The organism is Patescibacteria group bacterium, assembly GCA_041645165.1.
In the GTDB taxonomy this organism is placed as follows: domain Bacteria; phylum Patescibacteriota; class Patescibacteriia; order 2-02-FULL-49-11; family 2-02-FULL-49-11; genus 2-02-FULL-49-11.
This window is the reverse complement of the sequence record JBAZQN010000011.1, coordinates 1-14,376: the sequence shown is the minus strand read 5'-3', so window position 1 is coordinate 14,376 and position 14,376 is coordinate 1. Positions and strand designations below refer to the sequence as shown.

Genomic DNA, 14,376 nt, shown 5'->3' with positions numbered 1-14,376 from the left:
ATCACCGGTTTCTTGCATTATTCTTAATGCACTTTCGATCTTCGAGAGAACGAACTCCGGCGACCCATATGGTATAAGCTCGATAAACCTCACTGATGAAGGTTTACGCTCATGCTTATACTGAAATGAGAGGCTTACTTTCTTCTTCATCTTCTTCACCTCCTCTCCTCTCTTTCATTTAAGATGCGACTGAAAACTTTTTTGCCCTTTCAGTCTCATCTGACTTTTTAAACAGAGAAATTTAACAGAAAAATAGCTATCCGTCAAGACTATGACCATTACTGTTTTTGGCAATCCACTTCTTGAAGAAGATTCGCTTCCCTTGAGAATTCTTCCAGAACTTCAAAAACGTTTCCCAGAAATTACCTTTGAAGTAAAAGACCCAACCGAGGAATGTATACCGCCGGAAAACCCCTGGTGGATCATTGACACGGTGAAAGGGATCAAGGACGTGTCCTGCTTCGAATCGCTTGATGCTTTTGCCGCCGCGCTAAAAACACGCAGCAACGTAAGCCTTCACGATTTCGACCTTGGGCTCCACCTGCTTCTGCTTAAAAAAATAAATCCGGACCTTGAAGTCCGGATTATTGGTGTGCCTCCCGAAGACAATGGCCGCGTCGTTGAAGAAATTGCGGCTATGCTTCATCCCACGTAACTTCCAAAAAATGCGCCGCGCAGCTCATGCAAGGGTCGTACGCGCGGATAAGCTGCTCGATTTCATGTTCGAGCGCTTTTTTATTCCCAATCTCCTTCCCCTCCTTCAACCACTGCTCCACTAACTGCTTGATATCCCATTCAATGGCGAGCTGGTTCTGCCCCGTGGGCACCACGATGTCGCCGTGCGTGACTATCCCCTTTTCATCCAGCTCCACCTTATGGTAGAGCGTGCCGCGGGGAGCCTCAATCACGCCAATGCCCTCGCCCGCATGAGGGTTCGCCTTTTGCGGCGTCTCTGCATGGAATGAATGGGTAGAGAGCATCTCCAGCGCCTCATCTATGCAGTGCAGGATTTCGATTGCCTGCGCGAGATTGTTATCATATGCGTTATCTGAAGGGAACCGTGCAAGATATTGGGCAGCGTCCGCTTTCGTGCGGGGATTGAGCGCATCTTTGTTCAAATTCAAGCGAGCCAAAGCGCCAACCCGATAAAGCTCTCCCTGGAACGCGTAGGCGGAGGCCTGCGAATAAGGCACCACCACATGGCTTAAATGCTCCATAAACTGCTCTTCCGGAATGCACGCAACATTGCTCGCGCAAAGATCTCCCTGCAAGAAACTGTACGGATTGGCGGTAAGCGCCACATAATTGGTCTTGGAAAGAAGAATAAATGTACTTTTCCCGTATACGCCTATCAGCCGCAGTAGAGCAGGCCTTATTTGCTCGAGTTCCCGCCGAGATTTCTCAATGCCCGCGGAATCTGGTATTTTCAAAAAACCTCCCACCACCGGCATCGGCGCATGCACGCTCCTGCCTGCCACAAGCTGCGACAAGTGATTACCCGCGGCCTTGACGTCAAACGCGTCATGGAGCAGCTGGTGTTCTTCCGGATCATTTTCATCCAATGCGAGAATCGAGTCTTTTCCTAAAAGGTCAGGTAAGGAAAAAAGATAAAGATGAAGCGCATGGTCGCGGATCATGAGCCCATCCATCGTAAGCGCGCGCAACACCTTCGTTTGCGCCGAAGGGACAATGCCCAGTGCGTGCTCCACTGCATCGAGCGACGCCATGATATGGGCGTTTGAGCAGGTGCCGCAGATGCGCGCCAAATGCTGCGGGAGCGCAGAGGCGGGCTTTCCCACCATCGCCTGCGTATAAAACCTTTTATACTCGGCGATGCCGAACTTGCACTCCTCCACCTTTGCATCCCGCACTTTCACGCTCAAAGTCGCTGCGCCCTCTATTTTGGTAACCTCTTCCAATGAGAGATCAAAATCTATTTTATGCATAACGTAACGTTATAAATCATAACTCCTCCTTACCTCCTCTTACCTTAAGAGGAGAAATAATGGCTCCCTCTCTTAGGATAAGAGAGGGCTGGGGTGAGTTACGAATCCTTAAGAATGTGCAGAATTGTCTCCAGAACTCCATAGAGATTGGTCTTTACCTCATGGTTCCAAAATCTTAATACTCGAATGTTGAGGGTGTTCAATGCCTTATCCCTTTCAGCATCAAGCTGAAGGTTCGTCTTCTCGGTATGGTGCCCTCCGTCTAATTCAATTACAATTCGTTTTTCAGGACAATAAAAGTCTACCACATAACGACCAACACCGTATTGCCGATAAAACTTATGTCCGTCTAATTGCCTATTGCGCAATTTACTCCACAATAATCTCTCTTGATCGGTAAAATTCTTCCGTAATGTTCTTCTTAACGATTTCAATTCTCGATCATTATATGTCCGATTTGTTGCCTTCATAACTCCTCCTTACCTCCTCTTACCTTAAGAGGAGGAATAATGGCTCCCTCTCTTAGGATAAGAGAGGGCTGGGGTGAGTTACGAATCCTTAAGAATGTGCAGAATTGTCTCCAGAACTCCATAGAGATTGGTCTTTACCACGAGGAGGAATAATGGCTCCCTCTCTTAGGATAAGAGAGGGCTGGGGTGAGTTATTCATGAATAAAACCATCAATACGAATTCTGTGTTTGTATTGCGAGATCTCTTCTTTCTCTTGCATGATTCCACCAATCAATTCCGTTACTTCTTTCTTCTGATCCTCGTCCTTGGCAATAACGATAATGACGAAAGGATGGCCTTTGGTAAATTCTTTGTCAAACCCATGATCGCTGAACGCGATTTTTATAGCCACTTCCAATTCACTAAGCGGATAGCCGCCCATCTCCCGTGAAGCGAACGCATGATAATTTATCGCAAATCCCTTTGGAATCTCCTCCCCCAACATATCGGGTTTGGTAAATTCACCGGTGGCATCAAACCAGACCACTCTCGCGATATGGAACTCTCCCGGCCTTTCCATTTCATGTTCGTGAATATGGACGTTTTGTACACCCTCCACATTTTCCGGCACGTCCAGCTTTGTATCCATTATAGCCTGCAAATCACTGCACCATTTTTCCCCATACTCATCAGCTGTTTTGCATCCAGTGCCTTCTCCCCCCCCATCCCGCTTAAACGCAATGCCGGCGGCGCCGCACCCGTCATGGCTGGTAATTTCTGTGATATGCAAATCAATAAACAAATCTGCCACGCGATTAAGTCGATCATCCCAGCTTGCCGCGGGATACAATATCCCGCTCCCTGCCATGAACAGCTTACTGCCTCTTTCCATATGCGCCGTCCCTTCATCCATGCAGCATACGCAATGTACTTTTGGGGAAAATGCCTTATCGATTTGAGGGTGTCTTTCTTTCGACATAAATTTTTGTGCGCCCTTGGCCAGCAATTCTTTAGTTATCGGGTGAGAACGTTTCCATGCGGTGCGTTTCTCGCTTGCTACATCATGAGGTCTATTGTGTCCTTTATGTCTCATAATAATTCTCCTTAATAAAACACCAATGAAGAATGACAACCTCCCTCTCTTAGGATAAGAGAGGGCTGGGGTGAGTTATGATCCCTTGATAATATTAAACTCCTTAAGATACCTCTCCAACACTTCTAGAAATTTCTGTTCATTCATCGGGCAACCGGGTAGTTCTGCGTCTACCTTTACAAGCTCCTTCACCGTCCTCACCAATTCCTTCTGCCCAAACCGGTCCACGAGGAATTGGATGGCGCGCTTTGTGGACTCGTCAAATAAATTGCGCTGGGATGAGGGCATCCCTATGACCGCGCACGCCCCTACTGCCACGAGGCGTTTCGCTTTCTCGCGGATCTCCTTCAGGCGCGCCGCTTGACGGTCTGACGAAATGGCGCCTTCCACAAACGCCACGTCAAGCTCATCGAGGATATTATCCGTCCGCAACACCCGCGCGTGGCGGAAATCAATAAACCGCTTCCATTCTTCCCAATGCTCATTCATGACTTCCGTCATGATAATGGTCGAATCCTCGCAGCAGGTAAACGTAAACCACCCCACCCGCAATTTCTTTTGTAATTCTTTTTCGCTTATCCCTGAAATTTGCATACTCTTTTTATCCAACATCAAATTTCTTGTTACTTGTTTCTTGTACCTTGTATCTTCCTTCTCTAAACAGTATACCAAATTCTATCCCATATTGCACAGAACCACTTTACATACAGGGATTTCAATGCTATGGTGTGAGCGTAAAAAATGTTCTCCTAAAAACTCCATGAAAGGAGGTGAATAAAATTGACTAGGTATGGAAATTGCCATTCGTTGCCTTGCCCTCTTGTTATTGAGGGGAAAGGAGAGGTTGGGTGGATGTGGATTTGGAATAAATGTAAACATCGTATTCCAAATCCTACTGGGAATGGGGAGTGCAAGCGACTGCCCCTCCCAAAAAAGAATGAAAAATAAACCTGAAAGGAGGTGAGTATCATGGAAATCTGCCATTCAGAAAAATGTCCGCTGGTTGAGATGAAATCGGCGCAGACTAGGGAGTTCTTTTGGCAGCAAAAAAGGGTAAACTGTCGATATAAAAAAAATTTGACAGTTTACGAAGAATTGGTGGGTGCTTCAGTCACCTGTGCCCACCCAGAAAGAAAAAATAAACGGTCGTAACTACGACCACTGCCTCTAATCTCAACCTAGGAAAGGAGGTGCCCAAATATGGGTCAACTTATAAAAAATCCCGGCTTATATACATTCAAGTACGGGATTTTTTGCATTCAACTCACTCATCTACCAACTATCCTACAAATATTCCATAAAAGTGAATGACGTTAAATCATCGATCGACAATTTAACGTCTTCTTAAGAAAACTAAATTCTCATTCAAATGCATCTGTACTCGCTCACTGGGGGGATATGTATTCCCGAATGAAACCCCCTCTCGTGATTCTCCCCCTACCGGAGGGGGAGAACAACGATTATGTCCTCCCCGTAAAAAGGGAGTGGCGTGGTAGGGGTGTCGATGGCCAGTGAGCGTATATATGCATCTCTATTATTTTTTCATTCAAATGCTGGTATACTAATGAGGTATGATGAATAAGAATAAGTCAAAACTTGACCATAAAAAGCGCTATCTGCAAGTGGCGCTCAACAATACGCTTGAAGAAGCCCGCAGTATTATTGAACAGCTGCCTCCTGATAACCGCATTTTGATAGAGGCGGGCACACCCCTTATCAAGCAGTATGGCGAGGAGGGCATCAGAAAAATCGTATATTGGTGGAGCGAAAAATTATACGGACGCTTTACGATTAACCCCCGGTTTGCACTTTCCTCCCTCTCTCATCCTCTCCAACTCCAAAATGAAATAACTGAAATTCCTTATATCATTGCTGACTTAAAAACCATGGACAGAGGATCCACGGAAGTCGAAATGGCGGCGCGTGCCGGCGCGAGCGCCGCGGTAGCACTGGGAAACGCGCCAGTGGAAACACTTAATGCATTTATCGATACCTGCCAATCGCTCGGGCTCGACGCCATGGTGGACATGATGAACGTGGAATTTCCCCTCACCGTGCTGCGCGCGCTTAAAAAAATACCGCCGGTGGTTATCCTCCACCGCGGCGTGGATGAAGAGCGGATTAACAGGCAAAAGATGCTCCCCTTGCATGAGATCAGGAGGATCAAAGGGAACTATGACGTGCTTATCGCGGTCGCAGGCGGCGACACCCTCCGCGAAGCGCAGAGCGTCATCTTCAACGACGCTGACATTGTCGTGGTCTGGAAATCGGTATTCCAGAGCACCGAAGAAACGGCAAGCCTTGTCGAGGGATTCTTGAAAGTGATCAAATAAGCCCTTCAGCACATTAGGGCGCTTAAAAAAATAACATTTCACTTGTCCCATAGGTTTGTCCTTATTTTGTTGACGTACGGCGTAGATGGCGGGATATGTTATTTTTTTACGGCGCCTTAGCTCTCTGTAGCGTCGCAGCTTTTATCCCGTCGAATGACTGGGATGTCTGCGACATGGTGGGTGGCAGATAAACTGCCACGCTACTCTACGCTTGAATAAACCCCTCTACTTCTTTTTGTCGCGAAGGAATGACGAGAGCGTCTTGATACCTTCAAAAAATTCTACCGGCAGCGTGAAGATGACCATCTTCGAAGGATCAGGATTTAATTTTTCAATAGTCGAAAGCGTGCGCAGCGATATGCCGCCAGGGGCGCTGCTCAAGCGCTCTGCCGCCTGTGCGAGCCTTTCTGACGCGGAATACTCCCCTTCTGCCTTAATGATAATGGCGCGGCGTTCACGCTCGGCTTCTGCCTGCTTGGCCATCACGCGCTTCATATCCGCAGGCAGCTCAATATCCTGAATCTTGATGTCAGTGACATTGATGCCCCATACTTTCGTGGCCTCGTCCACGATTTTTTTAATCACCTCCGCGGTCTTTTCCCGCTCCGTCAGGAGCGAATCAAGCTCTATCCCGCCAATGACATCCCGCAAAGCAGCCTGGGCGTACTGGGACACCGCAAGAGTATAATCCTTGATATTCAAAATCGCATTTTCCGCCACCTCTACCTGGAAGTACACCACTGCATTGATCCCCACCGGCACGTTGTCTCTGGTAATCACTTCCTGCTGGGGAATGTCAATCGTCGTAATCCGAAGATCTATCTTGATCATCCGCTGGATCACAGGAAATATCCATCTCAATCCAGGAACTCGCGTGCTCGTATATTTTCCAAGGGTAAGCACTACTCCCCGCTCATACTGATCAATCACCCGCAGACCTGATATGAGCAATAATAACGCAAAACCGAGAATAGACCATACTATAATCATAAGCAATACATTAGTGAATAATATTTATAATTATAAATAGAGTATTCTTAAATTAGTTTGAACTCATTTCGCCACCGAAGGCGGCGGCCATCCGAACCACGCCAAATCTGATAATTCTGACGCGGCTTCGCCGCGGGGATGACAATTTTTAGTTTTTCTATGACGGCAAATTCTTTATGAGTTAATAACCATACCGCGAACCTCGCTTTATGCCTTCAGCAATTTTTTGTACAGTTGTTCTTAGTGATTCGAGAGCTACATTAGCCATGTCTCTATCACGAAAAATTTTCCTTACAAATGAATCGTCACCATAATCAGCTGACAGAAAAGACCGAATTTTCTTTTCGCCCTGTCTTTCAGCAGCTTCATTTACTTTCTTTAGCTCATCATTTAATGCCTGAACCTTGCCCCTAAATTCTATGCCATCAATTTCATCTAATCCATTGTTACACCTACCAACAATACTATTAAGTTGCTCAGTTTTTTCATTAACCGTGGCCTCATCCACGCGCATTTGTTCCACTTTATCTCTTTCTCTAATATTGTTTTCTACTAGCGCAGCTTCTCCTTTAAGCCGCATTTTTTGAGCAGCTTCCTGAAGTTGATGAATATTATAATCATCCAACCCATTTTCCTTAGCAAAAGATTCAAGAAAATCATTAAACTGCTGTTCGAGATCAGCTGTGGCTTGCGCTATATCAACTTTTTGTATTTCTGCAGAATTACCTCCTTTTTCTTCAGCATTACCAATTTTCGCGGTAGGTTCAGTTATTTTCAAACTTTCTCTAATTTTTTCTGTATCCTGTCGTTGTTTCACTTCTATTTCTTCTTGTCGATGGTCAGGTTGATTATCAACAGAAGTGGGTGAATAAATAACTTGTTTTGGCGTTTCAGTTTTGACTTCTTCCGGTTTTATTCCCATTTGTTCGAGAGACAGTCCGAATTCAGATGACATATATTTTGTAAATTAAAAAATTAATTTATAAAAACTATGAAAAATTTTCTTTTATTTCTAATCCAGAATCGCCAACTGATTTTTAAGCCTATTATTCCTTATAATTTGATTGTCGAGCGAAGCAAGGCGATTTCTGTGAATTTGACCTTTCTCAAATGGCAGCCCCAATCGGATTTGAACCGGTGTCCCTGCGCTGACCCCGCACCAACTACCGCCACCGGGATTTGAACCCGGGTTCTATGGCTGACCCTAAATTAGAAATTAGCCTCTAGGGGAATTGAACCCCTGTTCTCTGGCTGAGAACCAGATGTCCTAGCCGCTAGACGAAGAGGCCGTGCGTAATAATGAGTTACCAGTTTATAACTTTAAAGTCAAGATACCTTTAAGCACATGCTCACCGGCCATCGACACCCCCACCTTCATCCTCCCCCTTTTTAAGGGGAGGACGATTGATGGATGTTCTCCCCCTGAAAGGGGGAGACTAAAGAGGGGGTTTTGTGTAGGAATATACATCCCCAATGTGCGCATACACCCTCAATGCTCATGCACAAGCAATTCATCCGCCCTTAAGGGTTCTGCCATAAGCTCTTTTACCACGGTTTCCATATGCATTCCCCGCGAGCCCTTCACCAGCAACACATCTCCCTCCTGGAGTCTATTTTGGATAAATCGTCCCGCCTCCTCTGGGGTGGCGAAACTAAACACCATATTACTGCTTAACCCCGCTTTCATTGCTGCGCGCGCAATATCGCGTGCCCGTTCTCCCACGGTTATGAGCATACTGGCGTTCGCTTTCGCCACCACCGCGCTCCCCACCTCCTCATGCGCTTCTTTTGTGTATGCGCCCAATTCAAGCATATCGCCCAATACCGCCCACGTGCGATGTCCAGAAGGCGCCAAATCCCGCAGGAGCGACAACGCCTCCACTGCAGCTACGGGCGAGGAATTATAGGTATCATCAATAATAAGCGTGCCGCGCACGCCACGGATGAGTGTGAGCCGTCCAGGCAATCCTTTCAATGCACTCAACCGCTCTGCGATCGTATGGAGATTGAGGCCGAGGTTGATGCCGACGGCCGCAGCGGCGAGTGCGGCATACACGGGCGGGTTACCGATAAGCCCTTGGAGACGGATGGGCACGGTCGCGCCTTGAAAAACCAGCTTGAACGTCACGCCGCCCAAATAATCGCTCTTTTTATTTTGAAGCCAAGGATCAAGTGAGGTCTTCGCCTCGACCGCTTGTACCGATGCGGATGCCGCATAGCCATAGGTAAACACCTGCGCTTGTGTTCTGTGCCGCAAGGGATACACAAGCGCGTCATCGTGATTGAGTATCGCCGTTCCCCCTTTTCGTAAATGTGAAACGAGGATGGATTTTTCCTTCAGCACTTCTTCCACCGTACTAAAATATTCCAAGTGCGTGGGCCCCACTGCGGTTACGACGCCGATATCGCAAGGCGCAATTTTTGTGAGCGTCCGAATATCGCCGGGATGGTCAGCGCCCATCTCAAGCACGAGTACAGTGGGATAGCCGCGGTCTTTAAAAAGCAGCAGCTCAATCGCATTCAGAAGCACCTCTAGCCAATTAAAAAAAGATTTCGGCTGCCCTGCATAGCCAATAATGGCAAGCGGGATGCCGATTTCCGTATTATAATTCCTCTCATTTTTGCGCACCGCAAAACTCCCCTCAAGCACTTTGGCGACCGCCTCCTTCGCTGACGTCTTGCCGACGCTTCCCGTAATCCCTATCACCCTTGGCTGATATTTATGGATTATTTTACGGGCGAACCAACCCAAGATTCGTTGTATTAATTTACGTTTCAGTGACATAGGTTAAAATATGGAACATGGAACAGAATAATTGTACCTCAAACCATCAATCTTTTCTACCCTAATCTTAAATAACTGCACACAGACTTGATGGAAAAGCGAGGGGACTGCAATTTTTGAGGCGGAAAGGCGTATCAAGCTGCTTGATCGCGACGCCGAACAAAATTGTCAGTTCCCGAAGCGTTCCTGCAGAAAATGGGTGATAGATGAGCAGTTATTATCTTACTTCTTCACCACCTCACGTGTCGGTTTTATGCGGTAATACTGGAACAAAAAATTTGCCATTTCGCCGAATACCGGCGCCGCAGTGCTCTCCGCAAACTTTACGCTGGAAGGTTCGTCTATCTTCACCAGCATCACAAATCGCGGCGCATCCACCGGGCCAAACCCGATAAACGAGCCTATCGTCTTGTACGGATCATACCCCTTTCCGCCTTTCCGCGCGACCTGGGCCGTGCCGGTTTTCCCCGCGACCCAGTACCCTTGCACGCCTGCGCGCTTGCCATGCCCTTCTTCGACCACGTTCACCAGCATTGCGCGCAGCACAATCGCAGTGCGTTGTGAAATCACACGCCCGACCTCTTGCGGCGCAGTTTTTATTTTTTTCCCGTCCGCATCAATCACTTCTTCGACAATATAAGGCTTCATAAGCACGCCGCCATTTGCAATGGCGCCAAACGCCGCTGCCATCTGCAGGGGAGTCACGGTAATGCCTTGCCCGAATGAGGCAGTGGCGGCATAAATTTCTCCGCGTTTGGTAAGCGAAGATATATTGCCCGAATTTTCCGCAGGCAGCTCAATGCCGGTCTTGCGCCCAAACCCAAACGCTTCCACTGTGGTGCGGAAAATATCTTTTCCCACCTTTCGCTGCGCATACACCGCGCCCGTGTTGATAGAATTCGCAAGCACCTGCGTCATGGTCTGTTCGCCATATACCTTATTGTCAGCATTTTTAATCGTTTCTTTGTCCAAGGTCACGCTCCCGATATCCACATACGTCGTATCAGGAGTCACTACCTCATGTTCCAATGCCGCAGCCATGGTAATCGCTTTAAATATGGATCCTGGCTCCCATGGAGCTGTAATTATCTGATTAAGGTATACGCTCAAATCTTTCACAGATCCGTAACTATTCGGATCAAAACGAGGCGTCACGCAGAGTGCGCGTACCGCGCCTGTCACAGGATCAAGAATCAAGAGAGAACCTCCCTTTGCTCCATGAAGCTTTACCGCGTGGTCAAGCCGCTCACAGGCGCGATATTGGATCGCATGATCGATGGTGAGGATAATATCGCTCCCCGGCACTGCGGCGTATGAATCCTCACGTCCGATAGGAATGACATTCCCATTTGCGTCCTGCTCTACGTCAAATAATCCTCTTATGCCCTTCAGGGCATCCTCATAAGCCTGCTCGATGCCGTATTGTCCGCGGCGGTCCTCCCCTTCCCCTTGCATAAATCCTGTAATCGTCCCAAAGAGCAGCCCTTCAGGATAATCCCGGGCATATTCAACCTGTGCGCCGATTCCCGTGATGTTGCGCTCTTGCAGCAATGCCCACATCTCGTCACTGGCCCCGTGAAGGAGCGGCTCAAACGGATCAAGCGGTTTATTAAGTTTTCTGGATAGCTCATCAGCCGATAATCCCAAGAGGGGGCTTAATATGCCGATGGTTTCCTCCGGATTTTCAATATCCTTAGGAACCGCGTAAATCAAATGGCGGTTTACGTTTCGGGCGATGGGGAACAACTCATCATCTGCATCCTCTTGGGTGCGCTCATGGACAAAAATGAGCCCCCGCGGCGCCTCCACGGTCCTGCGCACAGAATATTGCTCATCAGCCTTCAGGGAATAGGCTTTGCCTTTAAGCACTTGAAGCTCAAAGAGCCTGCCTATTAATATCAAACCAAAAAGAAAAAAAACGGTTTTCAATATTGTCAACCGTTTATCCTCTGACTTGCGGGAGCGAACTGAAATGAGACGAGCCATACCTTATTTTATCGTATCGAAATTTCAATAGTATAGCGTAAAGTAGCGTGTATGGCTTCGCCATATCTTGATGACAATGTAGCCCGAAATAGCTTCTATGGCCATTATATAGAAGCCAATATACGCCAGAACAACGCCAGTTTACGCCACTAAAGTGCAAAGCTTAATTTATTCTCCTCACGGTTTCTGCACGCCCTCCCCAACTGCCACACCTGTATCAGGAGTCAAGTAACGCGGATCATCGATACTTGTGAGGTCCATGGACCGCGCGGCGGTTTCGATTACGCTGATGGAAGAAAGCTCTTGGATGCTCCTTTCTAAAGTACGCACTTCATCGGTAAGAACAATATAATTCTTCTCCAGCGTATGCAAGGCGTATCCTGTAGTTGATTGCGCACTCACTGAAACCAGATAGGCAATGCCTACAGAAATGCATCCAAGCAAGAGCCCTATGGCAGAGGGCAAGGACACAGTCCGTGTGCGACCATGCGCACGCCGTTGAGTGGCGCGTGTGGGTGTGAAACGCTCTAACGTAACCGTTTGGGCATGGAGCATGGTAAGCCTCTCGACGCACTTTTTATTTTTTGAGATTCATGGATAATCAACAAGACGAGTTTCCACGCTGATCTACGCAGATATTCGGCCCAGGTCATCCGACCTGGCAAGCGCAATATACTTAAGCGGTTTACCCCGTCGAATGACGGGGCCGAACGTAGATCAACGCAGATAATCTTCCAAGATTTTATAATTGATAATTTTCTCCCAATCTTTCAATCACTCTTAATTTTGCGCTCCGCGCGCGGGGATTTCTTATGACTTCATCTGATGCGGGAACGCGGGGGGTTTTAGTGATGATGCGCACGATCTTTTTTCGCGCGAGCGCATTGAACCCGTGCTTCACGATCCGATCTTCCAAAGAATGGAACGATATGACCGCGCATCGGCCTTGAGGCTCGAGGAGACCTGCCGCTTGCGGCAAGGTCTCCTCGAGTGAGCCGAGTTCTTGATTCACGGCAATCCTCAACGCTTGAAAAATTCTCGTTGCGGGATGAACCCGCGAGACACGACGAGCATGGGGAGGTACGGCGCTTACAATGAGCGAAGCGAGTGCCTGAGTCGTCTCGATGGGCTTGCGCTCCCGGGCGACTACGAGAGTATGTGCAATCGCGTTCGCAAATCGTTCTTCACCGTACTGCCTAAAGATGCGTGCAAGATCCGCTTCGGGGGCGGTATTGACCACCTCGCGCGCAGAGATTGTCGAAGCATCTCCTGTCCCTCGAAGGCGCATATCGAGCGGCCCTTCCGTGAGAAAGGAGAAACCACGACGGGGATTATCCAACTGGTCGCTTGAAAGCCCTAGGTCAAGGAGCACGGCACAGACAGGATAGGGGAAAAATTTCTGGCGCAATGCGGCGAGTTCGCGAAAATTACCCTGTGCAAGGATTACCCTGTTCCCGAATCGGCGAAGCCGTTCCCTGGCGCGCGCGATAGCCTCATCATCCAGGTCAATGCCTAATAATTTCCCTCCCGGGCTTATTTTTTCAAGGATCGCTTCTGCATGGCCGCCGCCTCCCAATGTTCCGTCAATCGCGTTCATCCCTGGCTTCAAATTTAAATATTCAATCACCTCTGCCAACATTACAGGGATATGAACGGTTGAATCCATACTATTAATTTTCAATTTCTCCCGCTTAGGCGGAATCCCGCTGACATTTAAAGAAAATGATCAAAGAGCGGGACAAAGTTCAATTTTCCCGCCTGCCAAAGCCTGTTAAGGGGAACGGTAACATCCTAGATGACGAGAACTCTCATTGAAGTATGGAATGTTCCCGAAGAAAGGCATATGGCGGGCAGGCAGTTAATTTTCAATGAATCAATGTTTGAAAATTAGAAATTGAGAATTGAAAATTTTTCTAAATCCCCAGTCCTCCCAACTTTTCCGCCAAATCCCCCACATTTTTCTCTGCTTTATCCTTGTAATCACCCCATCGTCTTTCATCCCATACTTCCAAGCGATTGAAAACGCCGGTAATTACCACTGTCTTCCCGATCCCGGCATATGTTTTCAGATAATCAGGGAGCAGTATCCGGCCTAACTGGTCAAATTCAACCTCCATGGCTCCTGAAAGCATCAAACGGACAAAGCTTCTCGCGTCTGCTTGGCTAAATGGGAGACTTCCCAATTTTTGGGCTAATTTTTCCCACTCTTCCACCGAAAATACAAATAAACACTGATCAAGACCTCTGGTAATCACGGCAGTTTTCCCTAAATCAGCCCTGAATTTCGCAGGAACCGCAAGCCGCTTTTTATTATCTACAGAATGCTTATATTCCCCAACAAACATATATTTACTACATAGTTCACTTCACTTCTGCGAACATCTGCGTTACTTTCTGCGCATACCTGCCCGCCAAAGCCTATTCCCTGAAATGAGATGCAACCGTGACTCTAGGCCTATAATCATACTGCTGTGTGTTCATAACTAAAGGCGCTGGCAGGCGGGTCTGCTTCTATACCAATAGAAGCGGAAAAACGCTGATGATAACGCGGAAAAACACAGAATAATTGAAACTCTAATTAAATATAAAATAGTTATTAACACATTTATCCACTTTCTTCCACTCAACTACTATTCTACTCCACTTTTTATTCACAGTAAACCCCGAGTCTTGTACAATACAAAATGATACCTATCTTTTAACCCCATTCCACCGCATAATGATCCCCCAATCTGTGGAGAGATGAATGAACCGCGAGTGAGGGATTAAAACAAAAAGGTGTGAGCCGCCATA

Annotated in this window: 14 protein-coding genes and 1 tRNA gene; 3 read left to right on the top strand and 12 right to left on the bottom strand. The window is 47.5% G+C overall.

From position 1 onward, the window contains the following. Positions 1-271: 271 nt before the first annotated feature. The gene (locus tag WC659_04785) at positions 272-655 is read left to right on the top strand and encodes a hypothetical protein (GenBank protein MFA4873221.1); all 384 of its coding nucleotides are present in this window, start codon (positions 272-274) and stop codon (positions 653-655) included. Here the strand turns inward: WC659_04785 and WC659_04780 are convergent. From WC659_04780 to WC659_04765, 4 genes are all read right to left on the bottom strand, one after another. Beyond that, the gene (locus WC659_04780; protein MFA4873220.1) at positions 636-1,946 is read right to left on the bottom strand and encodes a nickel-dependent hydrogenase large subunit; all 1,311 of its coding nucleotides are present in this window, start codon (positions 1,944-1,946) and stop codon (positions 636-638) included. The two genes, WC659_04785 and WC659_04780, sit on opposite strands and share 20 nt — an antisense overlap. Before the next feature lie 98 nt (positions 1,947-2,044). Next, positions 2,045-2,416 carry an endonuclease domain-containing protein gene (locus WC659_04775; protein MFA4873219.1) on the bottom strand — a complete coding sequence of 124 codons (372 nt, stop codon included), beginning with the start codon at positions 2,414-2,416 and terminating at the stop codon, positions 2,045-2,047. A gap of 191 nt (positions 2,417-2,607) precedes the next feature. Next, the gene (locus WC659_04770) at positions 2,608-3,489 is read right to left on the bottom strand and encodes a hypothetical protein (GenBank protein ID MFA4873218.1); all 882 of its coding nucleotides are present in this window, start codon (positions 3,487-3,489) and stop codon (positions 2,608-2,610) included. Between the two features lie 75 nt (positions 3,490-3,564). Beyond that, the gene (locus WC659_04765) at positions 3,565-4,083 is read right to left on the bottom strand and encodes a hypothetical protein (GenBank protein MFA4873217.1); all 519 of its coding nucleotides are present in this window, start codon (positions 4,081-4,083) and stop codon (positions 3,565-3,567) included. 196 nt (positions 4,084-4,279) lie between these two features. Between WC659_04765 and WC659_04760 the strand changes: the two genes are divergently transcribed. Both WC659_04760 and WC659_04755 read left to right on the top strand, forming a co-directional pair. After that, positions 4,280-4,453 carry a hypothetical protein gene (locus WC659_04760; protein ID MFA4873216.1) on the top strand — a complete coding sequence of 58 codons (174 nt, stop codon included), beginning with the start codon at positions 4,280-4,282 and terminating at the stop codon, positions 4,451-4,453. Positions 4,454-5,060: 607 nt separating this feature from the next. Then, positions 5,061-5,822: an orotidine 5'-phosphate decarboxylase / HUMPS family protein gene (locus WC659_04755; GenBank protein MFA4873215.1), complete on the top strand. Its 762-nt coding sequence runs from the start codon at positions 5,061-5,063 to the stop codon at positions 5,820-5,822. A gap of 225 nt (positions 5,823-6,047) precedes the next feature. Here WC659_04755 and WC659_04750 read toward each other — a convergent pair whose 3' ends face one another. From WC659_04750 to mraZ, 8 genes are all read right to left on the bottom strand, one after another. Then, positions 6,048-6,812, bottom strand: a complete 765-nt coding sequence (locus WC659_04750) for a slipin family protein (GenBank protein MFA4873214.1) — start codon at positions 6,810-6,812, stop codon at positions 6,048-6,050. A 181-nt stretch (positions 6,813-6,993) separates the two neighbouring features. Then, positions 6,994-7,767 (bottom strand): hypothetical protein, encoded by a 774-nt coding sequence (locus WC659_04745; GenBank protein ID MFA4873213.1) that lies wholly within the window; start codon positions 7,765-7,767, stop codon positions 6,994-6,996. Between the two features lie 262 nt (positions 7,768-8,029). Then, a tRNA-Glu gene (locus tag WC659_04740) sits at positions 8,030-8,101 on the bottom strand. A gap of 200 nt (positions 8,102-8,301) precedes the next feature. Next, the gene (gene murF, locus WC659_04735; protein MFA4873212.1) at positions 8,302-9,597 is read right to left on the bottom strand and encodes a UDP-N-acetylmuramoyl-tripeptide--D-alanyl-D-alanine ligase; all 1,296 of its coding nucleotides are present in this window, start codon (positions 9,595-9,597) and stop codon (positions 8,302-8,304) included. Between the two features lie 222 nt (positions 9,598-9,819). After that, positions 9,820-11,583 (bottom strand): penicillin-binding protein 2, encoded by a 1,764-nt coding sequence (locus WC659_04730; GenBank protein MFA4873211.1) that lies wholly within the window; start codon positions 11,581-11,583, stop codon positions 9,820-9,822. A 177-nt stretch (positions 11,584-11,760) separates the two neighbouring features. Beyond that, the gene (locus tag WC659_04725) at positions 11,761-12,138 is read right to left on the bottom strand and encodes a hypothetical protein (GenBank protein MFA4873210.1); all 378 of its coding nucleotides are present in this window, start codon (positions 12,136-12,138) and stop codon (positions 11,761-11,763) included. Positions 12,139-12,325: 187 nt separating this feature from the next. Then, a complete protein-coding gene (gene rsmH / locus WC659_04720; protein MFA4873209.1) occupies positions 12,326-13,249 on the bottom strand; it encodes a 16S rRNA (cytosine(1402)-N(4))-methyltransferase RsmH in 924 nt (307 codons plus the stop codon). 247 nt (positions 13,250-13,496) lie between these two features. Then, complete coding sequence (gene mraZ / locus WC659_04715; GenBank protein MFA4873208.1) at positions 13,497-13,928, bottom strand: division/cell wall cluster transcriptional repressor MraZ; 432 nt, start codon at positions 13,926-13,928, stop codon at positions 13,497-13,499. Between the last annotated feature and the right edge of the window lie 448 nt (positions 13,929-14,376).